This is a genomic window from Rhodanobacter sp. B2A1Ga4 (assembly GCF_018101315.1).
Taxonomy (GTDB): Bacteria; Pseudomonadota; Gammaproteobacteria; order Xanthomonadales; family Rhodanobacteraceae; genus Rhodanobacter; species Rhodanobacter thiooxydans_A.
On record NZ_JADBJR010000001.1, the window covers coordinates 986,451 to 1,006,841 of the forward strand.

Here is a 20,391-nt window from a genome sequence, read left to right on the forward strand (position 1 = left end):
TGAATACATCGTAAGGTCCCCCGCATGAAAATCCTGTTTCGCCTGCTGCTGTGCTCGCTGGCAGCATTCTGCTTCGGCTGCGCCACGCAACACCCGGCCACACCTGCAGCCACCACCGCTGCGTCCGGCAGACCCGTACCGCTGCTGCTGATCTCGATCGACGGCTACCGCCCCGACTACCTGCAGCGCGGGCTCAGCCCGACCCTGGCGATGCTGGCGCAAGGCGGCGTGCAAGCCGCGTCGATGCAGCCGGCGTTCCCGTCGCTGACGTTCCCGAACCACTACACGATCGTCACCGGCCTCACCCCGGACCATCACGGCGTGGTCAACAACACGATGTTCGACCCGCAGCTGGGCAAGTTCTCGCTGAGCAGCCGCAAGGCGGTCAGCGACGGCCGCTGGTGGGCCGAGGGCACGCCGATCTGGGAGACCGCCGACCGGCATGGCCTGCGCACCGCCACCATGTTCTGGCCCGGCTCGGAGGCGGACATCCACGGCCATCACCCGGATTACTGGAAGCCGTTCGACGGCAGCGTGACGGCCGACCAGCGGGTGGACCAGGTGCTGGCGTGGCTGGATCTGCCGGCGGCCGAACGGCCCGGCTTCCTCACCCTGTACTTCGATGCGGTCGATCACGCCGGCCATCTCTACGGACCGGACGCGCCGCAGGTGAACGCTGCGCTGCGCGAGACCGACGCGGCGCTGGCGCGGCTGGTCGCGGGACTGAAGCAGCGCGGCCTGTTCGACCGCATCAACCTGATCGTGCTGTCCGACCACGGCATGGCCAGCGTGCCGGAGGCGAACAGCGTGATGATCGACCAGCTGGTCCCGCTCGACCGCGTGCAGACGGTGAGCATGGGCATCCTGGCCGGCTTCAACCCGACGTCGGACAGCGCGGAGGCACGCGCCGATTTTGCGAAGGTCGAGCAGACCCTGGAGCAGCCGCACCCGCACATGCAGTGCTGGGACAAGACCCGCGTGCCGGCGCGGCTGGCCTACGGCAGGAACCCGCGCGTGCCGCAGCTGCTGTGCCTGGCGAACGTGCACTGGCGCATCACCACCAGCGACTACGCAGCGAAGCGCAAGGGCCGGTTGAGCCTGGGCGAGCACGGCTACGACAACGCCGAGCCGCTGATGCATGCACTGTTCGTGGCGCATGGCCCGGCGTTCCGTGTTGGCGCGAAGGTGTCGGCGTTCCCGAACGTGGACGTCTATCCGCTGATGACCCACCTGCTCGGCATCCCCGCTGCCGCGAACGACGGCGACTACGAGGCGGTGAAGGACACGCTGAAACCCGCCGCGCGCTAAGCCTTTCTCCCTCCCCTGCGCGCAGGGGAGGGTTGGGGTGGGGTGCTTCTTGCCCGGACCTCAGATCAAGAGCTTTACCCCCTCACCTGAAGGACTCCCTTCGGTCGCCGACCTCCCCCTGCGAGCAGGGGGAGGAGTAGTGCAGACGCTACGGCATCGCGCCCCGGCTCATCGGCGTGGGCGGCGTCGCCACGTTGACCAGCGGCGGCAGGCGGAACAGCCGCAGCGCGACCAGCAGACCGGCCAGCACCAGCAGACCGACGAACAGCGCCACCCCGTTCCAGCCATGCGACGCGTAGAACAGCCCGCCGCTGGCGCCGGCGATGCTGGAACCCATGTAGTAGCAGAACAGGTACACCGACGCCGCCTGCGCCTTCGCCGCGCCGGCGCGCCGGCCGACCCAGCTGCTGACGATGGAGTGGCCACCGAAGAAGCCGAACGTGATCGCCACGATGCCCAGCATGATCAGTGGCAACGGCCGCGTCATGGTCAGCGCCACGCCGGCCAGCATCAGCGCGAACGCGGTCCACAACACCTTGCGCCGCCCGAGCTGGCCGGCCAGGTGGCCCATCCACGCCGAGCTGAACGTGCCGATCAGATAGATGCCGAAGATCAGCCCGACCACTGCCTGGCTCAATTTGTACGGCGGCGCCATCAGCCGGTAACCCAGGTAGTTGTAGACGGTGACAAACGCGCCGAGCAGCAGGAAACCCTCGACGAACAGCCACGGCAGACCGCGGTCGCGGAACATGCCGGCGAAGCGCCCCAGCAGCGCGCGCCAGCGCAACGGCTGCGCGATGAAATGCCGCGACGGCGGCAGCGCGCGCCAGAACACCAGTGCGGCCAGCACGCCGATCACGCCGACCACCGCCACGCCGATGCGCCAGCCGAAGAAATCGGCCAGCACGCCGCTGATCAACCGCCCGCCCATGCCGCCGACCGCGCTGCCGCTGATGTACAGGCCCATGCCCAGGCCGATCGACTCGGTGTCCATTTCCTCGCCGAGATAGGTCATCGCCACCGCCGGCAGGCCACTCAAGGTCAGTCCCAGCAAGGTGCGTACGGCCAGCAGCGCGGTCCAGTCCGGCATCACCGCGGTGACCAGCACCAGCAACGCCGAAGCCAGCAGCGAGGCCACCATCACCGGCTTGCGCCCCCACGCGTCGGACACACCGCCGGCGAACAGCATCGCGAACGCGAGCACGCCGGTGGTCAGCGACAGCGACAGCGCCGCACCCGCCTCGCTGACCCCATAGTGCCGGCTGAACTCCGGCATCAGCGGCTGCACGCAGTACAGCAGCCCGAACGTGGCGAAGCCGGCGGCGAACAGCGCCAGGTTGGTCTGCCGGAACGCGGGCGTGCCGTGGTGGATGTACGGCGCCGGCGCTTCGGCTTCCAATGGCCCCGCCGCTTCCGGCTCCGCGTCATGCTTCATTTCGCTCACCCTGGTGGCTCAACCCGGCAAGGATAGAGCGAGACGGCCGAACGATGGATGACGCTCCCGCAGCTCAGGCGCTGCGGTCGCCACGCAGCGCGCGAACTTCCTCGTCGTGCCCCGCCGCACCGCGCCCGCTGGACCAGCCGAACAGCGCGATGCCGACGACGATCGCCAGCGCGCCGATCGCGGCGTAGCCGTGCGGCCAGGCCTCGCCGAGGAACCATGCGCCGAGCAACGTGGCGAACAGCAACTCGGCTGCCTGCATCGCCTCCACTGCGGCCAGTGCGGTAGGTTCGCTGCGCACCATGTCGGTGGCGCGGAAGAACAGGATCGTGGCGATGGTGCCCGAGGACAGCGCCACGCCACCAGCCAGCAGCGCCTCGCGCCACGTCGGCGGACCGACCGTGAACCACGCGAGCAGCGCGAACGCCAGCCACAGCGGCCAGCTGCACAGCGTCATGCCGAACACCCGCTGCACCGCGTTGAGCCGGCTGTCGCAATGTTCCAGGTGCAGCAGCAGCTTGCGGTTGCCCAGCGGATAGGCGAACGCGGACAACACCACCGCACCGATCGCCAGCCAGTCGCTCGCACGCAACCGGCCTTGCGCATGGCCCCATTGCAGTGCGAACACGCCGGCCACGATCAGCGCGCCGAGCGCCAGCGTGCGCCAGGCCAGCCGGCGCCGTTCGTCGCGATAGATCAGCGGTGCCAGCAGCGGCCCGGCCAGCACGGTGGTCTGGAAGCTGCCGGCGACCAGCCACGACGGCCCGCTACTGGCCGCCCAGGTCAGCGGCACACCAAACAGAACGAAACCCACGCTGCTCCACAGCAGCCAGGGCCGGGCGTGCCGGCGCAGCTCGCGCGGCAGTTCACCAAGCCCGCCCTGCAGCGGCAGCACCATCGCCAGCAGCGGCAAGGTGATCAGGTAGCGCAGGATCACCGCCCACGCCCAATGCCCGCCGCCGGCAACGATGCCGCGGTTGAGCACGTAGGTCAGCGTGAAAAACAGCGCCGAGCACAGCGCCAGTCCTACCGCGGCAAGGGCATTCGTACGCATGCGCGCCATCGGGCAAAGGGTCGAGTGTGGCAAATCGCACCGCGCCTGCGAAGCATCCGGTCGCGGCTGCGGGAGCGCATGCGGAACGCCCGCCGTTGCCGGCGGGCGTCCCGGTCAAGCGATGGCGGATGGAAAGCCGCTCAGTTCCAGCGGCCGTTGCTGCCGCCGAGGCTATAACGGCCGGCGCCGAGCAGCATGATCGCCAATGCGGTGCCGAGGAACATGCCCTGCAGTTCCAGCGCCCAGCCGCCGGTATCGGCCAGCGTGGCGAGCTGGCCCATATGCACCAGCCCGATCGCCACCAGCATGTTGATCACGATGATCAGCCCGCCTACCCGCGTCCAGTACCCGGCCAGCAGCAGCAGCGGCGCCACCACCTCGCCCACGTACACCCCATAGGCGATGAACGACGGCAGGCCGGCACCGGTCACCACGCCGATGATGTAGCCAGGCCCGTGCATCAGCTTGGACACCCCGTGGAACAGGATCAGCACACCCAGTACGACGCGAAGCACCAACTTGCCCAGATCGGTGGAACCTTGCATGGCAACTCCCCCTTGACTGACTCGTTGAGAAAATCAGACACCCCTTCGACACGCTGACTGTCGCCGTGGAAGTCCACTGGCGGGCGATGCCTCTGGCAGGAAACCGGGAAGGGTCACCTACCAGCAGGCTCCCGCAGATGAACCGGCGTGGATCAACGCAGCCGTGATACTACACCGCGATAACGCGCCGCGATGCGCTCCTCGTCGCGATGGCGGAAACCGCGCACCTGCCAGCGCCCGCCGACCATCACGTCGCGCACCAGCGGCGTGTTGCCGGCGAACAGGAAGCTGTCCAGCAGCGAACGCGCATCGCGCGCGGCGAGCAGCGGCGAGCTGTCATCCAGCACGATGAGATCGGCGCGCGCGCCCTCGCGCAGTTCGCCGACCGGTCGGCCCAAAGCCTGGGCGCCGCCACGCAGCGCGGCGCGCCACAGCGTCTCGCCCACGCTGTCGCCCTCGTGCCGCGCGGCGATGTTGCGGTGGCGGGTCGAAAGGCGCTGGCCGTATTCCAGCCAGCGCAGTTCCTCCACCGGCGAGATCGAGATGTGCGAGTCCGAGCCGATGCCGAGCGTGCCGCCGGCATCCAGGTAGTCGGCCAGCGGGAACAGGCCGTCGCCCAGGTTCGCCTCGGTGGTCGGGCACAGCCCGGCCACGGCGCCGCTGCGCGCCAGCTGCGCGGTCTCCGCCGCGGTCAGGTGGGTGGCGTGCACCAGGCACCAGCGTGGGTCGACCGCAACATGCTCGAACAGCCATTCCACCGGCCGCGCGCCGCGGGTGGCCAGGCAGTCCTGCACCTCGCCGACCTGCTCGGCGATGTGCAGGTGGATCGGCCCGCTGGCCGCCAGCTCGCTGGCCAGCACCTCGCGCAACGCCGGCTCCGGCACCGCGCGCAGCGAATGCAGCGCGATGCCCACGCTGACGTCTTCGTTCTGCTGCCGGCGCAGCGTCTCCAGCAGGCGCAGCCAGGCCTCCACGGCATGGCCGAAGCGGCGCTGGCGCGCACTCAGCGCACGGCCGTCGAAGCCACCGCTGATGTACAGCACCGGCAGCAGGGTCAGGCCGATGCCGGCCTCGCGCGCCGCCTCGATCAGCGCCAGCGACATCGCCTCGGGCTGCGCGTACGGCATGCCGTCCGGCTGGTGGTGCAGGTAGTGGAACTCGCAGACGCTGGTGTAGCCGGCCTTGAGCATCTCCACGTAGAGCTGGGCGGCGATCGCCTGCAGTTCGTCCGGACCGATCGTGGCGGCGAACGCGTACATCGTCTCGCGCCAGCTCCAGAAGCTGTCGTCGGCCTTCCCCCGCCGCTCGGCCAGCCCGGCCATCGCACGCTGGAACGCGTGCGAGTGCAGGTTCGGCATGCCCGGCAACACCCAGCGGCCAAGCGGCTCGGCGGTCGTGTCCGCCGGCACCAGCAGGCGCCCGTCGGCAGCCACGCCCAGCGTCGCGCCGGCCTGCCAGCCACCCGCCCGCCACAGCTGATCGGCCTTGAAGTGGGCAATGGCAGTGCTGTCACTCATTGGTCTGGCTCCCGTGCGCGATGCCGCGCAGTGTAACCGGCCCGGTGAAACCGCTTTCACCTGCCCTCACCGCCGGGCCGGGCATAATCGCCCGATGGCCCGAAAAACCAGCGAAAACACCCCGAAACTGCGGCTGCGCCAGGCCACCCCGGCCGACGTGCCGGCCCTGGTCGAACTCACCGCGCGCGTCTACACGCCCGAGTGGGGCCACTCCGCCGAGATGCTGCGCTCGCAGCAGACGCACTTCCCGGAAGGTCAGTTCGTGGTCGAGTACGAAGGCGCGATCGCGGGCTACTGCGCCACCTTCCGCATCGACGAGGCCACCGCGCTCGGCGCCCACACCTGGATGCAGGTCACCGGCGGCGGCATGGGCTCGCGGCACAAGCCGGACGGCAACTGGCTGTACGGCATGGAAGTCGTGGTGCACCCGGACTACCGCGGCATGCGCATCGGCCAGCGGCTGTACCGGGCACGCAAGCGCCTGTGCATGGATCTCAAGCTGCGCGGCATCGTGTTCGGCGGGCGCATTCCGGGGCTGGCGCGGAACATCCAGCGCTATGGCAGCGCCGAGGCCTACGTGCAGGCGGTGGTGGAAGGCAAGCGCCGCGACCAGACGCTGAGCTTCCAGCTGGCCAACGATTTCGAGGTAATCGGTGTGTTGCGCGCCTACGTGCCTTCCGACCATGAATCGCTGGGCTACGCCGTGCACCTGGTCTGGCGCAACCCGCAACTGCTCGACCAGCCCGACATCCCGCCGATCACCTCGGCGCGGCTGCTGCCCGATTCGGTGCGGGTGGCTTCGGTGCAGTACCAGCAGCGGCGGATCGCCTCGTTCGAGGAATTCGCCACCCAGGTCGAGTACTTCACCGACATCGCCGCCGACTACGGCGCCGACTTCGTCACCTTCCCCGAACTGATCACGCTGCAGCTGCTGTCGATCGAGAACACCGAGCTGTCGCCGGTGGAGTCGATCCGCAAGCTCAGCCACTACACGCCACAGGTGAAGGAGCTGTTCAGCCGCCTGGCCGTCCATTACAACATCAACATCATCGCCGGCACCCATCCGACCGAGCAGGCCAACGGCGACATCCACAACGTCTGCTACGTGTGCCTGCGCGACGGCTCGCTGCACGAGCGCGAGAAGCTACACCCCACGCCGAGCGAGCGCAACGTGTGGAACATCGCCGGCGGCGACAGCGCGGCCACCGTGCAGACCGACTGCGGCCCGATCGGGGTGATGATCTGCTACGACGCGGAGTTTCCCGAGGTAGCGCGCTACCTCACCGACCAGGGCGCGCTGATCCTGTTCGTGCCGTTCTGCACCGACGTGCGCGAAGGCTACCTGCGCGTGCGCTACTGCGCGCAGGCGCGGGCGATCGAGAACCAGTGCTACGTGGTGATGTCGGGCAACGTGGGCAACTTGCCCGGCGTGAACAACTTCGACATCCAGTACGGCCAGAGTTGCATCCTCACGCCGAGCGACTTCCCGTTCGCGCGCGACGGCATCGCCGCTGACTCCACCCCGAACATCGAGACCGTGCTGTTCGCCGATCTGCGCCTGGAAAGCCTGGCTCGGGCACGCAACGCCGGCGCGGTGACCAACCTCAAGGATCGCCGCTTCGACCTGTACGAGACGCGCTGGCGGCCGCACTGAACGCACGCCTCCGGTTCGCAGGGCCGGCACTGCCAGATACCATCCGCAGCGAGTCTGCGATAATCGCACGATGCCCGAGTCGCCCGACCCCGTATCGAAATCGTCCAATCCGCGCCTGCAGGCGCTGCTCGGGCACGAGTTCTTCGCGCCGCACCACTGGAAACGCCGGCTGGTGCTGTGGTCCGGCGCGGTGCTGGTGGCGCTGGCGGCGATCCTGTTCGCCAAGGCCAGCACCTGGTCCTACCACCTGTTCCTGCGCGTCCTCGGCCACGGCAGCTGGATCCCGCTGATCCTCACCCCACTGGTGTTCGGCCTGCTCGCCTGGGCCACCGAAGGACGCCTGCGCGCCACCCGCGGCAGCGGCATCCCGCAGGTGATCGCCACGCTGCACGTGGAGGACGCCGGTTTCCGCGCGCGCATGCTGGCGCTGCCGATCGCCGCCGGCAAGATGGTGATGACCCTGCTCGCGCTGGCGGTGGGCGCCTCGATCGGCCGCGAGGGGCCGACCGTGCACGTCAGCGCGGGCCTGTTCCACGCGCTGGGCCGACGCTTCGGCTTCACCGATCCCAAGGCCGCCTCGCGCTTCATCCTGGCCGGCGGCGCCGCCGGCATCGCGGCGGCGTTCAACACGCCGCTGGCCGGCGTGGTGTTCGCGATCGAGGAACTGGCCGGCACCTTCGAGCACCGCTTCAGCGGCCTGCTGCTGACCGCGGTGATCATCGGCGGCGTGGTCTCGCTGGGCATCATGGGCAACTACTCGTACTTCGGCGAAGTCGAGGCCAGCCTGCCGCTGGGCCACGCCTGGCTCGCGGTGCTGCTGACCGGCGTGGTCTGCGGCCTGCTCGGCGGGCTGTTCGCGCGGCTGATCCTGCTCAGCCGGCACGGTCCGCTGGCGCAGGTCGGCCGCCTGCGTGCGCGCTGGCCGGTGTGGTTCGCCGTGGGTTGCGGCCTGGCGCTGGCGCTGCTCGGCGTGTGCACTCACGGCAGCGTCTACGGCACCGGCTACGACCAGGCCCGCGCGATCGTGCAGGGGGCGGCCAGCATGCCGGACCAGGGTTTCGGCATCGCCAAGCTCGTCGCCAACGTGGTCTCGTACTGGGCCGGCATCCCCGGCGGCATCTTCTCGCCGGCGCTGGCGGTCGGCGCCGGGCTGGGCCAGAACATCGCGCACTTCCTGCCCGGCGCACCCGCCGCGGCGGTGGTCCTGCTGGGCATGAGCGCCTACCTGGCCGGCGTCACCGGCGCGCCGCTGACCTCGGCGGTGATCGCGATGGAACTGACCGACAACCAGGACATGGTGATCCCGATCATGGCCGCCTGCCTGCTGGCGCGTGCCGCGTCGTCGCTGTTCTGCCCCACGCCGGTGTATCGCGATTTCGCCGAGCGCATGGTGCGCGACTTCGAGCAGCAACAGGCCACGCCCGCCGACCAGGCGTCCGCCGAGGCGCTGCCCGCCGCCGGCGAAACCAGCGCCTACACCGAACCTGCCGCGCCGGCGGACCGGGCACGCTCCAGCCAGCCATGACGGAAGAATGAAGCAATGACCGAACCCCGCTGGGACCGCCTGCTGCTGAACGCCACGCTGGCCACGTTTGCCGGCGACGAACCCTATGGCCTGATCGCGCACGGCGCGATCGCGCTGCACCACGGCCGCATCGCCTGGGTCGGCCGGCAGGACGAACTGCCGGAGGCTCCGGCCAGTCTCGCCGCCACGGTGGAGTCGCTGGACGGCGCCCTGGTCACGCCGGGGCTGGTCGACTGCCACACCCATCTGGTGTTCGGCGGCGACCGCGCGCACGAGTTCGAGCTGCGCCTCAACGGCGCCAGCTACGAGGAGATCGCCCGCGCCGGCGGCGGCATCGTCTCCAGCGTCAACGCCACCCGCGCCGCCAGCGAGGAACAGCTGTTCGCGCAATCGCTGCCGCGCGCCCGGGCGTTGCTGGCCGACGGCGTGACCACGCTGGAGATCAAGTCCGGCTACGGGCTGGATCTCGACAGCGAACGCCGCATGCTGCGGGTGGCGCGACGGCTCGGCCGCGAGTTGGGCATCGGCGTACGCACCAGCTTCCTCGGCCTGCATGCACTGCCGCCGGAATACTGCGACCGGCGCGACGACTATGTGGCGCTGGTCTGCGACGACATGCTGCCCGCGCTGGCCGCCGAAAAACTCGTCGATGCGGTCGATGCGTTCTGCGAAGGCATCGGCTTCAGCCGCGAGGAAACCCGCCGCGTGTTCGAACGCGCAAGGCAGCTCGGCCTGCCGGTGAAATTGCACGCCGAGCAGTTGTCCGACCTCGGCGGCGCCGCGCTGGTCGCCGAGTACGGCGGCCTTTCCGCCGACCACCTGGAGCACCTGAGCGAAGCCGGCATCGCGGCGATGGCCGCGGTCGGCACCGTCGCGGTACTGCTGCCCGGCGCGTTCTACGCGCTGCGCGAAACGCAGCTGCCGCCGATTGCGGCGCTGCGCGAACACCGCGTGCCGATCGCCGTCGCCACCGACTGCAATCCCGGCACCTCGCCACTGCTGTCGTTGCGGCTGGCTGCCGGAATGGCCTGCACCTTGTTCCGGCTGACACCGGAGGAAGCGCTGCGCGGAGTGACCGTGAACGCCGCGCGCGCGCTTGGCCTCGACGACCGCGGCACGCTGGCGGTTGGCCAGCGCGCCGACCTGGTGGTGTGGAACGCGCGCCAGCCGGCCGAACTGTGCTACTGGATCGGTGGAAACCTGGCCCGCAGGGTCTACGTGGCGGGCGAACCGGTTTCGCGGCGCAAACCGTCCAGGCGCTCGCCCAGCGCCTCGTAAAACGCCGCCGGCAAGTACGCCTGCACCGGCACCCGCCACCAGCCTGGCCGGGCGAAACGCCGGCATTTGACCGCGTCCTTGTCGGTCATCAGCAACGGCAGGCCATCGGCGAAATCCAGGTCGGTCGGCATGAAACCATGATGATCGGCGAAGGCATGCTCGATCACCTCGATGCCAGCGGCGCGCAGGCTGTCGAAGAAACGCCGCGGGTTGCCGATCGCCGCCACTGCATGGACACGCTGTCCGCTGAAACCGGCCAGTGCCTGCGTGCGGCCGTCGTCCAGCGCGATCACGTCGCCGCCGCGCAGTTGCATCGGGTACTCGCCCGGCTCGGCCACGCCGCCATTGCAGACGCGCAGGTCGACGCGCTGCAAACGGCTCAACGGTTCGCGCAATGGCCCGGCCGGCAGCAGCCGACGGTTGCCAAAGCGGCGGGTGCCGTCGATCACGCAGATTTCCACGTCGCGCGCCAGGCGATAGTGCTGCAGGCCGTCGTCGGCGACCAGCACATCGCAGCCGGCGTCCAGCAGCAGTCGTGCCGCCGCCGGCCGGTCGTGCCCTACCGCCACCGGCACGCCGCTGGCGTGGATCAGACAGGGTTCGTCGCCGACCTGTGCCGGGTCCGGCGCGTCGCCGAGCAACAGCGGTTCACGCTGGCTACCGCCGTAGCCGCGGCTGACCACGCCAGGCCGGTAACCGCGTGCACGCAGGGCACCGGCCAGCGCGATCGTCAGCGGCGTCTTGCCGGTGCCGCCGACGCTGAGGTTACCGATCACCACCACTGGCGCAGGCAAGCGCACGCTGCGCAGGATGCCGCTACGGTAGAGGCCACCGCGCAGACGGGTCACGACGCCATAAAGCGCTGCCAGCGGTGGCGCCCACCACGGTACCCGGCCGTTGCCGTACCAGGCTGATTCGAGCGTGTCGATCAGCGCCACGGGCGGCCCTCAGTCGCTGCCGAGATTCGCGGCGTGGTCGTGGAACTGCATCCGGTGCAATGCGGCGTACTGGCCGTCCAGCGCGATCAGCTCGGCGTGCGTGCCGCGCTCGATGATGCGGCCCTGCTCCATCACCGCGATCTGGTCGGCGCCTTCGATGGTGGACAGGCGATGTGCGATCACCAGCGTGGTGCGGTCGCGCATCAGGCGCTGCAGTGCCTGCTGGATCAGCTGTTCCGATTCGGTGTCGAGCGCGCTGGTCGCCTCGTCCAGCACCAGGATCGGCGCGTTCTTCAGGATCGCGCGGGCGATCGCGATGCGCTGGCGCTGGCCGCCGGACAACGTGTTGCCGCTCTGCCCGATCGGCGTGTGGATGCCTTGCGGCAGGCGCGCGATGAACTCCATCGCATTGGCCGCCTCGGCGGCGGCCACGATGTCCGCCTCGCTGGCGCCGGCCAGCTCACCGTAGGCGATGTTGTTGGCCACGGTGTCGTCGAACAGCACCACGCTTTGCCCGACCCAGGCGATCTGGCGGCGCAGCGAGGCCAGTGTGTAATCCTGATAGTCCTCGCCATCAAGCACGATGCGGCCGGCGCTGGGCGCGTAGAAACGCGGCAGCAGGCTGACCAGGCTGCTCTTGCCGCTGCCGGAGCGGCCGACCAAGGCGGTCACCGTGCCGGGGGCGCAATCCAGGTCGACACCGCGCAGGGCTTCGAAATCATTGCTCGGGTAAGTCAGGCGTACATCCTCGAAACGCAGGTCGCCACGCGTGCGCACCAGCTCGCGCGAACCCTGGTCGGTTTCCGGCGGCAAGTCGATGACCTCGAACAGGTCCTCCGCCGCGGAGATCCCGCGCTGGATGTTCGCCTGCACGGTGGCCAGACGCTTCAGCGACGGCATCATGGCGCCCATCGCGGTGAGCACGGCGATGAAAACGCCGGAAGAAATCTGGTCGATGACGCCCGGTCGCGTGCCCAGGAACACCAGCACCGCGAGCGCAAACGCCGCCACCGTCTGGATCGCGGTGCTCGAGCTGGCATTGGTTGCCGCGATCTTCAGGTTGAGTCGGCGCGCGCGATGGGTGACCTCGTCGAAACGGGCCGCTTCATGCTGCTGGCCGCCGTAGATGCGCACCTCGCGATGGGCACCGACCGATTCCTCCACCGTACCGGTGACCGACCCCATCATGCCCTGAATGCGCCGGCTGATCTGCCGGTAACGCCGGCTGACCACGGTGGCGATCAGCATGATCGCCGGGATCATTACCAGCAGCGCCAGCGTGAGGTAGGCACTGTTGTGCAACATCACGTAGAACATGCCGATCACGGTGACGCCTTCGGTCACCGCGATCTTCACCGCATCAGTCGAGGCCGAGGCGACCTGTTCGCTGGTGTAGGTGATGCGGGAAATCTGCTGGCCAGACGGCTCGCGGCCGAAGAAGGTCGCCGGCAGGCGCAGGTAGGACGCAAACACGTCGTGCTGTATGGCCTGCACGATGTTGCGCCCGATGTAGGAGATGCCGTAACTGCTGACGAAAGTGCCGATGCCGCGAATCGCAAAGATGGCCAGGATCCAGATCGGCATCCAGAAAATCAGGTATGGATCCTTGTTCAGGAACAGCTCGTCGAACATCGGCCTGAGCAGGTTGGTGAAAACCGCCAGGCCGCCACCGTCCACCGCCATGCCGACCAGTGCGATCAGGCCCACCGCCCAGTAAGGCCGGGTGTAGCCAAGCAGGCGCTTGTAGACGCGCCGACTCTCGGCATCCCACACACCGGTCTTGCTGGTGCTCACCGAGCGCTGCCCGGCTTGCTCGGCGTGGTGGCGATCGACAGCCGGGTGAAGCCGAGCTGGCCCAGCGCGTCCATCGCGGTGACCACGTCCTGGTGCGGCGTGTTCGCGTCGGCACGGATCGTCACCTGGCGCTCGCGCTCGGCGCCCGCATTGCGCGCTATGGTCTGCTTCAGCGCCTCGATGCCCTCGCCCATCACCTCGTCGCTGCCCACGTAGAAGCGGCCATCGCGGTCGATCATCACCGTCAGCGTCGGGGCGTTCATGTCCCGATCCTGCGTGCTCGCCTGCGGCAGGGTCACCTGCAGGCGCGAGTGCTGGATGAAGGTACTGGTCAGCACGAAGAACATCAGCAGGGTCAGCAGCACGTCGATCAACGGGATCACGTTGATCTCGAACTCGTCACCGCGGCGGTCGTTGCCGATACGCATCGGTGCGCCTCAGCCCGCGCTCGGTGCAGTCGGCACCGGCGCGCGCCGCGGCCGCACCGGCGCCGCGGCAGGGCTCGGGGTCAGCGTCAGGTCGTCGAGCAGCGCGGTGGCCTGCTTTTCCATCTCTATGCGGTAACCGGTCACGCGCGAGCGGAAGTAGCGGTGCAGCACGTAGGCGGGAATCGCCACGGTCAGGCCTGCCGCGGTGCAGATCAGCGCCTCGCCGATGCCGCCGGCCATCTTCGCCGGATCGCCGATACCGCCGGCCATCACGTCCATGAACATGCGGATCAGGCCAATCACGGTGCCGAACAGGCCCAGCAGCGGGCCGATCAGCGCGATCGTGCCCAGTGTGTTGAGGTAGCGCTCCATCCGGTGCACCACATGCCGGCCGGTATCCTCGATACGCTCCTTGATGATCTCGCGCGACTGCCTGCGCACGGTCAGCGCAGCGGCCAGCAGTTCGCCCAGCGGCGAACCGTTTGCCAGCGCCTCGACATGCTTCGGATCGAGCTGGCCGGAGCGCGCCCACTGGCGCACTTCGTCGCCCAGGCCCGGTGGCAGCACCGACTTGCGGCGCAGGGTCCAGCAGCGCTCCAGCACGATCGCCAGGGCAATCGCCGAGCAGATCAGGATGGGTGCCAACGCCCAACCACCAGCTAACAGGATTTCCAGCACTTTTCGACCCCAACGCGCGACCCGACAGGAAGCGCGCATGATAGCAGTCTCGCCCCGCGGTACTGCGGCATGCGTGGCATTCCCCGCCGGCCCGGTCACTCGCGCCAGTAGCGTGCCTGCCGCTGGCGCCAGCCCGGCTCGCGCCGCGGCGGCACGTCGGCGGGAAAATCCAGCGGGATAGCGCCTTCCCGGGCCGTATCGAACACCGGCACGTGGGCATCGGCGTAGCGCGCCATCACCTCCGGCCTGGGGTGGCCGAAGCGGTTGCGCCAGCCCGCCGACACCACCGCCAGCCGGGGTCGCACGGCGGCGATGAAGGCGGCGCTGGACGAAGTCCGACTGCCATGGTGTGGCACCAGCAGCACCGGTGCCGGGCCGGGGCCGAGTGCCGCCGCCACCTGCGGTTCCACCGCGGAGCTGATGTCGCCGGGCAGCAACAGGCGCCCGCCACGGCCCTCGACCAGCAACACACAGGAACTGTCGTTGTCGCGGTCGCCCGCGCCACGGGCCGGGTTCAGCATGCGAAAGCTCACGCCATCCCATTGCCATGCCTGGCCCGCCACGCACTGCTGCACCGGTACACGTACTCGCGATGGCTCGCCCGCATAGCGTTGCGCCTGCGGGAAGGCGTTCGCCACCGCTTCGGCGCCACCGGCGTGGTCGTTGTCGCCGTGGCTGACCATCAGCATGTCCAGCCTGCCGATGCCCAGCGCGTGGATCGACGGCAACACCACCGCCTCGCCCAGGTCGAAGCCGGACGGGTAACGCGCACCAGCGTCATACACCAGCACGTGGCCGCGGGTACGCAGCAGCACCGACAGGCCCTGCCCCACGTCGAGCACCCATACCTTGAACGCGCCCTCCGGCGGCGATGGATTCGGCGGCCACAGCAATGGCAGGAACAACACCAGGCCAAGCCAGCGCAGCGGCACGCCGCGCGGCAGGAACAACCACAACGCGCCGAGCACGGCCAGCAGCAGCGCGTGCGCCTGCACCGCGGGCAGATACCACTGTGCACCGGGCCAGCTCGCCATCTGCTCCAGCAGCCACCATTGCGCATGCGCGATCCGTGCGGCCAGCCACAGCACCGGCGCAGCCAGTGGTGGACACAGGCCCAGCAACAGCATGCCGAGCAAGGCGCACGGCACGATCACGAAGCTGACCACCGGCACTGCGACCAGGTTCGACAACGCGCCCACCAGCGAGGCCTGGCCGAAGAACCACAAGGTCAGCGGCAGCAGGGCCACCGTCATCAACAGTTGCCCGGCGGTCAGTTCGTGCAGGAACGCGCGCAAGCCACGCCCGCGCGACTGCAGGCACAGCATCAGGAACGCCACGCCGACAAACGACAGCCAGAACCCCGCGGCCAGCACCGCCAGCGGATCGACCAGCAGGATCGCGATCAGCGCCAGCGCCAGCGATTGTGCGCCGCTGCTGCCGCGCCGGCTGCAGCGCGCCAGCGCCACCACCGCGATCATCAACAAGGTGCGTACCGTGGGCAGGCCGAAGCCGGCCAGCGCGCTGTACAGCGCGGCCACCAGCAGCGCCGCCGCAGCCTGCACCTGCGGCCGCGGCCACCACAGACCCAGCCGTGGCCACAGCGCGTAGGCCAGCCAGGCCAGCCACACGCCGAACACCGCCGCCACGCCGACGTGGAAACCGGAAATCGCGATCAGGTGCGACACCCCGTTTGCGCGCGCCACGGCCCAGTCGCGCTGCTGCAAGGCGCGTGTGTCGCCGACCGTGAATGCCTGCAGCAGTGCCGCGTCGTGCCGGTCGCGCACCCGCGCCGCGATGCCACGAGCCACCGCGTCACGCACCCCGTCGATGCACCAACGCGCGCCGGCCAGCACCGCATTGTCCGGATCGTCGCGCACGTAACCGGTGGCGACAATGCCGCGCTCCAGCGCCGAACGTTCGCTGTCGGCGCCGCCTGGATCGAGCAGCCCGCGTGGCCGCTTCAGGCGCAACGACAGCCGCCAGCGCGAACACGGCTGCAGCGGCGGCGCATCCTCGTACCAGGCCACCGTGATGCGTCCACGCAGCGCAACCGGCTGGCCATCCAGCGTGGCCTGCTCCACCTGCAGCGTGAAGCGGCTGGCGTCCGGGTGCGCCAGCGGCAGGTCGGCGATCGTGCCGATGGCCACCAGGTCACGCCCTTCCAGCGCCCGCGGCAACCGCGCATCCATCGCGAGGCCGCCATGCCAGGCCGCCCACACCATGCCGAACAGCAGCCAGGCCAGCCAGCGCCAGCATGGGCAGCACCAGGCCAGCACGCCGGCCACCAACAGCGACAGGGCCAGGCACCAGTACGGCGGCAGTTGCGGCAGCCACTGCACCAGCAGCACGCCAGCCAGCAAGGCCAGGGCTGCCGTGACTGCCGTCATTCGCGTCATGCCACGCGCCCCATTCCATCCTGGAAGAGTGCGAGCCTAGCGCGGCGGCCGCAGCGGTGAAGATGAAAAATGTGTAGGCGGATGCCCAGACGACTTGCCGAACCCGTCAGGACGGGTCCCCTCCCCTGCGCAGCGGGGGAGGGTCAGGGAGGGGTGGCTCTTGATCTTGCCGTCTTGCCGCAAGCTCGGACTACCCCCACCCAACCTCCCCCTGCATGCAGGGGGAGGAGCGGAGCGTCAGGCGTTCGCGCTTTCCTGCAGCACGCCGTTGTGCAGCACCAGGGTGCGGTCCATCTTCGCCGCCAGGTGCGGGTCGTGGGTGACCAGCACGAAGCTGGTGCCGATCTCGCGGTTGAGCTCCAGCATCAGCGCGTAGACCTGCGCGGCGTTGCCCTCGTCGAGGTTGCCGGTGGGCTCGTCGCCGAGCACGCAGGCCGGCCGCGTCACCAGCGCGCGCGCCACCGCGCAGCGCTGGCGTTCGCCGCCGGACAGTTCGGACGGCTTATGATGCGTGCGCCCGCCCAGCCCGACACGTTCCAGCAAGGCCGCGGCCTGCTTCTGCGCCTCGGCGATCGCCGTGCCGCGGATCAGCAGCGGCATGCACACGTTCTCCAGCGCGGTGAACTCGGGCAGCAGGTGATGGAACTGGTAGATGAAGCCGAGCGAGCGGTTGCGCACGCGGCCGCGCTCGGCGTCGGACAGCTTCGACAGCACGCGGCCATCCACTTCCACTTCGCCGGCGGTCAGCGTATCCAGCCCGCCGATGATGTGCAGCAAGGTGCTCTTGCCCGAGCCGGAGGCGCCGACGATCGCCATCGTCTCGCCGCGCTTCAGGGTGAAGCTGACGTTACTCAGCACGTCGGTGCGCAGGCCGCCTTCGGCGTAGGTCTTGGCGACGCCACTGGCGCGCAGCACGTGTTCGGTGGCGGGTTTCATGATGGTCTTATTCATAACGCAGCGCCTGCGCCGGCTGCGTGCGCGAGGCGCGCCACGCGGGATAGAGGGTGGCCAGCAGCGAGAACGCGAAAGTCAGCAGCGCGGTCCAGCCCACGTCGTGCCAGTCGAGTCGGCTGGGCACCTCGCTGATGTAGTAGACGTCCGGCGACAGGAAGGTGACGTGGAAGGTGTGCTCGATCCACTTGATGATGCCCGGCAGCTTCCACGACAGCAGCGAGCCGAAGCCCACGCCGAAACCGATGCCGACGAAACCCACCAGCACGCCCTGCACCATGAACATGCCCATGATGCTGCGCGGGGTGGCGCCCAGCGTGCGCAGGATCGCGATGTCGGCCTGCTTGTCGGTGACCAGCATCATCAGCATCGAGATCAGGTTGATCACGGCGACCAGGATGATCAGCGACAGGATGATGAACATCACCATCTTTTCCATCGACAGCGCGGCGAACAGGTTTGCGTTGGTGTCCATCCAGGTCTGCACGCGGTAGACCTGGCCCAGCTGGTCGGCCAGTTCGCGCGCGACCGGGCGGGCGTTGAACAGGTCGTCGAGCTTCAGGCGGATGCCGGTGGGGCCGCTCAAGTCGTTGAGCTTTTCGGCATCGCTCATGTTGACCAGCGCCAGGCCGGAGTCGAACTGCTCCATGCCCAGCTCGAAGGTGCCCACCACGTGGAAGACGCGCATACGCGGCACGCTGCCCATCGGCGTGGCACGCAACTGCTGCACCGCCATGGTGACGCGGTCGCCGACGCTGACACCCAGCGTCATCGCCAGTTCGCGGCCCAGCACGATGTTCCAGCTGCCGGGAGTCAAGTCGGCGAGCCTGCCGTCGAGCATGTGCTTGTCGATGTCGACGACCTTTGGCTCCTGCGCTGGCTCGATGCCGCGCACCAGCGCGCCGCTGGAGCGTCGTGCCAGCAGCATCGCCTCGCTCTCCACGTACGGCGCGGCGCCCAGCACGTGCGGGTTGGCCTCGGCGATCTTGAGTGCGCGCGGCCAGTCCTGCACGCTCTCGCCGATGCCGGACACGGTGGCGTGCGAGATCGCGCCGAGGATGCGTGAGCGCATCTGGTAGTCGAAGCCGTTCATCACCGACATCACCGTAATCAGCGCGATCACGCTGATCGCGATGCACACGATCGACACGGTGGAGATGAAGGAGATGAACTGGTTGCGCCGTTTGGCGCGGGTGTAGCGCAGGCCGATGAAGAGTTCGAGCGGTCGGAACATGGGCGGGTCGCTGGTGGGAATCGCAGGGCGGGCCGCCCGGTCGCCCATTATCGGGCATTCGCTCGGACCGTGCTGCGGCGGCAAAGTTGCCGGACGGTCACAGCCGCGGCAGCGCCTCGCCCGGCTGGATCGTGGCCAGGCGCATGCGCAGGCGCCGGCGGATGTCCGCGTCGCTGTTGTCCGGCGCCAGCAGCAGCACCTGCATGCCACGCTCCGCCGTCCGCAGGCGTAGCAACACGAACGCGCCGAGCACGCGGAACGAGGACAGCATGGCCACCATGTCGTCATGGTTGCGCATGCGCAGCGTCCAGGCGTCGTCGGCACCCCAACCGGCCGCCACCACCGGACCCGCGGCCAGGCGGCGAAGCGCATGCCACGTGGCCAGCGACACGAGCACCGCCAGCAGCAGCTTCAGCCACATCGGCAGCGCGCTCAGCGCTACCGCGAGCAAAGCCAATGCGGCGACCAGCACCAGGGCCCGCCGCAGCCACCGCGACGGCCGGTATTCAAAGCCGATGGCGGGTGCGGATGTCATCGATGATCGCCTGCCAGTCCGTCCGCTGCGGACGCGCGTGACCCATCACCCAGTCCCACAGGTCCGGGTCCTGCACGTCGAGCAGCTCGTCGAACGCCTGCCGCCGCGCTTCGTCCGCATCGGCGAAGCATTCGTCCAGCCAGCCGCCGAACAGCGCGTCCAGTTCGCGCGTGCCGCGGCGAGTACGCCAGCGCAGGCGCTTGATGCGTGCTTCATCCATCACGAGGCTCGGTCGTTGTCCATGAAAGCGGAGTGTAGCCGTTGCACCAGAACGTGACAGGCCGCGCATGGCGGCCTGTCACGTATGGAACCTTGGCAAGACCGATCAGACCGAGCGCCGCTCCACCATCAGCTTCTTGATCTCCGCGATTGCCTTGGCCGGGTTGAGGCCCTTGGGACAGGTGCGCGTGCAGTTCATGATGGTGTGGCAGCGATACAGCTTGAACGGGTCTTCCAGGTCGTCCAGGCGGTCGCCGGTGGTTTCGTCGCGTGAGTCGACGATCCAGCGGTAGGCCTGCAGCAGGATCGCCGGGCCGAGGTACTTGTCGCCGTTCCACCAGTAGCTGGGGCAACTGGTGGAGCAGCACGCGCACAGGATGCATTCGTACAGGCCGTCGAGCTTCTTGCGGTCTTCCGGCGACTGCAGGCGTTCCTTGTCGGGCACCGCGCTCTGCGTGCGGATCCACGGCTTGATCGAGGCGTACTGGGCGTAGAAATGGGTGAGGTCGGGCACCAGATCCTTCACCACCGGCATGTGCGGCAACGGGTAGATCTTCACGTCGCCCGACGCCACCTTGTCGATCGCGCAGATGCAGGCCAGCGTGTTGGTGCCGTCGATGTTCATGGCGCACGAGCCGCAGATGCCTTCGCGACAGGAGCGACGCAGCGTGAGCGTGGGGTCGATCTCGTTCTTGATCTTCAGCAGCGCGTCCAGAACCATCGGCCCGCACGCGGCCAGGTCGACCTCGTAGGTGTCGATGCGCGGGTTCTGGTCGTCGTCCGGACTCCAGCGATAGATGCGGAAGGTACGCGGCTTCTTCGCGTCCTTCGCCGGGTAGTGCTTGCCCGGCTGGATCTTGGAATTCTTGGGTAGCGAAAACTCTGCCACAGTGGCT

General features: G+C 68.9%; 18 protein-coding genes. 4 read left to right on the top strand and 14 right to left on the bottom strand.

Going from position 1 to position 20,391, the window contains the following annotated elements:
- The first annotated feature begins 24 nt into the window (after positions 1-24).
- Complete coding sequence (locus IMW82_RS04560; RefSeq protein ID WP_211003980.1) at positions 25-1,308, top strand: ectonucleotide pyrophosphatase/phosphodiesterase; 1,284 nt, start codon at positions 25-27, stop codon at positions 1,306-1,308.
- A gap of 148 nt (positions 1,309-1,456) precedes the next feature.
- Here the strand turns inward: IMW82_RS04560 and IMW82_RS04565 are convergent, their stop codons facing one another.
- The 4 genes from IMW82_RS04565 to IMW82_RS04580 form a co-directional block, all read right to left on the bottom strand.
- The gene (locus tag IMW82_RS04565; protein WP_244754160.1) at positions 1,457-2,743 is read right to left on the bottom strand and encodes an MFS transporter; all 1,287 of its coding nucleotides are present in this window, start codon (positions 2,741-2,743) and stop codon (positions 1,457-1,459) included.
- Between the two features lie 73 nt (positions 2,744-2,816).
- Positions 2,817-3,803, bottom strand: coding sequence for a multidrug resistance efflux transporter family protein (locus tag IMW82_RS04570; RefSeq protein WP_211003981.1), 987 nt, complete (start codon positions 3,801-3,803; stop codon positions 2,817-2,819).
- 140 nt (positions 3,804-3,943) lie between these two features.
- Positions 3,944-4,348, bottom strand: a complete 405-nt coding sequence (locus tag IMW82_RS04575) for a DoxX family protein (RefSeq protein WP_108473062.1) — start codon at positions 4,346-4,348, stop codon at positions 3,944-3,946.
- Between the two features lie 152 nt (positions 4,349-4,500).
- Positions 4,501-5,865: a formimidoylglutamate deiminase gene (locus IMW82_RS04580; protein WP_211003982.1), complete on the bottom strand. Its 1,365-nt coding sequence runs from the start codon at positions 5,863-5,865 to the stop codon at positions 4,501-4,503.
- A 94-nt stretch (positions 5,866-5,959) separates the two neighbouring features.
- Between IMW82_RS04580 and IMW82_RS04585 the strand changes: the two genes are divergently transcribed.
- The 3 genes from IMW82_RS04585 (at position 5,960) to hutI (ending at position 10,322) form a co-directional block, all read left to right on the top strand.
- Positions 5,960-7,519, top strand: coding sequence for a carbon-nitrogen hydrolase family protein (locus IMW82_RS04585; protein ID WP_108473064.1), 1,560 nt, complete (start codon positions 5,960-5,962; stop codon positions 7,517-7,519).
- A 70-nt stretch (positions 7,520-7,589) separates the two neighbouring features.
- The gene (locus IMW82_RS04590; RefSeq protein WP_108473065.1) at positions 7,590-9,044 is read left to right on the top strand and encodes a chloride channel protein; all 1,455 of its coding nucleotides are present in this window, start codon (positions 7,590-7,592) and stop codon (positions 9,042-9,044) included.
- Positions 9,045-9,059: 15 nt separating this feature from the next.
- Entirely contained in the window at positions 9,060-10,322 is a 1,263-nt protein-coding gene (gene hutI, locus IMW82_RS04595) for an imidazolonepropionase (protein WP_108473066.1), read from the top strand.
- On the opposite strand, the gene lpxK is transcribed toward hutI, so the two are convergent.
- The 10 genes from lpxK to IMW82_RS04645 form a co-directional block, all read right to left on the bottom strand.
- A complete protein-coding gene (lpxK, locus tag IMW82_RS04600; protein ID WP_108473067.1) occupies positions 10,259-11,260 on the bottom strand; it encodes a tetraacyldisaccharide 4'-kinase in 1,002 nt (333 codons plus the stop codon). The two genes, hutI and lpxK, sit on opposite strands and share 64 nt — an antisense overlap.
- Positions 11,261-11,269: 9 nt before the next feature.
- Entirely contained in the window at positions 11,270-13,054 is a 1,785-nt protein-coding gene (gene msbA, locus IMW82_RS04605) for a lipid A export permease/ATP-binding protein MsbA (RefSeq protein WP_108473068.1), read from the bottom strand.
- Positions 13,051-13,482, bottom strand: coding sequence for a biopolymer transporter ExbD (locus tag IMW82_RS04610; protein ID WP_108473069.1), 432 nt, complete (start codon positions 13,480-13,482; stop codon positions 13,051-13,053). Before IMW82_RS04610 ends, msbA begins: the two co-directional genes overlap by 4 nt.
- 9 nt (positions 13,483-13,491) lie before the next feature.
- Entirely contained in the window at positions 13,492-14,199 is a 708-nt protein-coding gene (locus IMW82_RS04615) for a MotA/TolQ/ExbB proton channel family protein (protein WP_211003983.1), read from the bottom strand.
- A 56-nt stretch (positions 14,200-14,255) separates the two neighbouring features.
- A complete protein-coding gene (locus IMW82_RS04620) occupies positions 14,256-16,556 on the bottom strand; it encodes a DNA internalization-related competence protein ComEC/Rec2 (protein WP_211003984.1) in 2,301 nt (766 codons plus the stop codon).
- Positions 16,557-16,793: 237 nt separating this feature from the next.
- Positions 16,794-17,507 carry a lipoprotein-releasing ABC transporter ATP-binding protein LolD gene (gene lolD, locus IMW82_RS04625; RefSeq protein ID WP_234411396.1) on the bottom strand — a complete coding sequence of 238 codons (714 nt, stop codon included), beginning with the start codon at positions 17,505-17,507 and terminating at the stop codon, positions 16,794-16,796.
- A complete protein-coding gene (locus IMW82_RS04630; protein ID WP_211003985.1) occupies positions 17,500-18,741 on the bottom strand; it encodes a lipoprotein-releasing ABC transporter permease subunit in 1,242 nt (413 codons plus the stop codon). The genes lolD and IMW82_RS04630 overlap by 8 nt, the downstream gene beginning before the upstream one ends.
- Before the next feature lie 97 nt (positions 18,742-18,838).
- Positions 18,839-19,276 carry a protein YgfX gene (locus IMW82_RS04635; RefSeq protein ID WP_211003986.1) on the bottom strand — a complete coding sequence of 146 codons (438 nt, stop codon included), beginning with the start codon at positions 19,274-19,276 and terminating at the stop codon, positions 18,839-18,841.
- On the bottom strand, positions 19,248-19,496 hold the full coding sequence (locus IMW82_RS04640; protein WP_211003987.1) for a succinate dehydrogenase assembly factor 2: 249 nt from the start codon (positions 19,494-19,496) through the stop codon (positions 19,248-19,250). The genes IMW82_RS04635 and IMW82_RS04640 overlap by 29 nt, the downstream gene beginning before the upstream one ends.
- Positions 19,497-19,601: 105 nt before the next feature.
- Entirely contained in the window at positions 19,602-20,384 is a 783-nt protein-coding gene (locus IMW82_RS04645) for a succinate dehydrogenase iron-sulfur subunit (RefSeq protein ID WP_108473076.1), read from the bottom strand.
- Positions 20,385-20,391: the final 7 nt, after the last annotated feature.

Excerpts from the sequence above, each read along its gene's own strand:
- IMW82_RS04560 (WP_211003980.1), top strand. The coding sequence starts at position 25 with ATGAAAATCCTGTTTCGCCTGCTGCTGTGCTCGCTGGCAGCATTCTGC.
- IMW82_RS04565 (WP_244754160.1), bottom strand. The coding sequence starts at position 2,743 with ATGAAGCATGACGCGGAGCCGGAAGCGGCGGGGCCATTGGAAGCCGAA.
- IMW82_RS04570 (WP_211003981.1), bottom strand. The coding sequence starts at position 3,803 with ATGCGTACGAATGCCCTTGCCGCGGTAGGACTGGCGCTGTGCTCGGCG.
- IMW82_RS04575 (WP_108473062.1), bottom strand. The coding sequence starts at position 4,348 with ATGCAAGGTTCCACCGATCTGGGCAAGTTGGTGCTTCGCGTCGTACTG.
- IMW82_RS04580 (WP_211003982.1), bottom strand. The coding sequence starts at position 5,865 with ATGAGTGACAGCACTGCCATTGCCCACTTCAAGGCCGATCAGCTGTGG.
- IMW82_RS04585 (WP_108473064.1), top strand. The coding sequence starts at position 5,960 with ATGGCCCGAAAAACCAGCGAAAACACCCCGAAACTGCGGCTGCGCCAG.
- IMW82_RS04590 (WP_108473065.1), top strand. The coding sequence starts at position 7,590 with ATGCCCGAGTCGCCCGACCCCGTATCGAAATCGTCCAATCCGCGCCTG.
- hutI (WP_108473066.1), top strand. The coding sequence starts at position 9,060 with ATGACCGAACCCCGCTGGGACCGCCTGCTGCTGAACGCCACGCTGGCC.
- IMW82_RS04610 (WP_108473069.1), bottom strand. The coding sequence starts at position 13,482 with ATGCGTATCGGCAACGACCGCCGCGGTGACGAGTTCGAGATCAACGTG.
- IMW82_RS04615 (WP_211003983.1), bottom strand. The coding sequence starts at position 14,199 with ATGCGCGCTTCCTGTCGGGTCGCGCGTTGGGGTCGAAAAGTGCTGGAA.
- IMW82_RS04620 (WP_211003984.1), bottom strand. The coding sequence starts at position 16,556 with ATGACGCGAATGACGGCAGTCACGGCAGCCCTGGCCTTGCTGGCTGGC.
- lolD (WP_234411396.1), bottom strand. The coding sequence starts at position 17,507 with ATGAATAAGACCATCATGAAACCCGCCACCGAACACGTGCTGCGCGCC.
- IMW82_RS04630 (WP_211003985.1), bottom strand. The coding sequence starts at position 18,741 with ATGTTCCGACCGCTCGAACTCTTCATCGGCCTGCGCTACACCCGCGCC.
- IMW82_RS04635 (WP_211003986.1), bottom strand. The coding sequence starts at position 19,276 with ATGACATCCGCACCCGCCATCGGCTTTGAATACCGGCCGTCGCGGTGG.
- IMW82_RS04640 (WP_211003987.1), bottom strand. The coding sequence starts at position 19,496 with ATGGATGAAGCACGCATCAAGCGCCTGCGCTGGCGTACTCGCCGCGGC.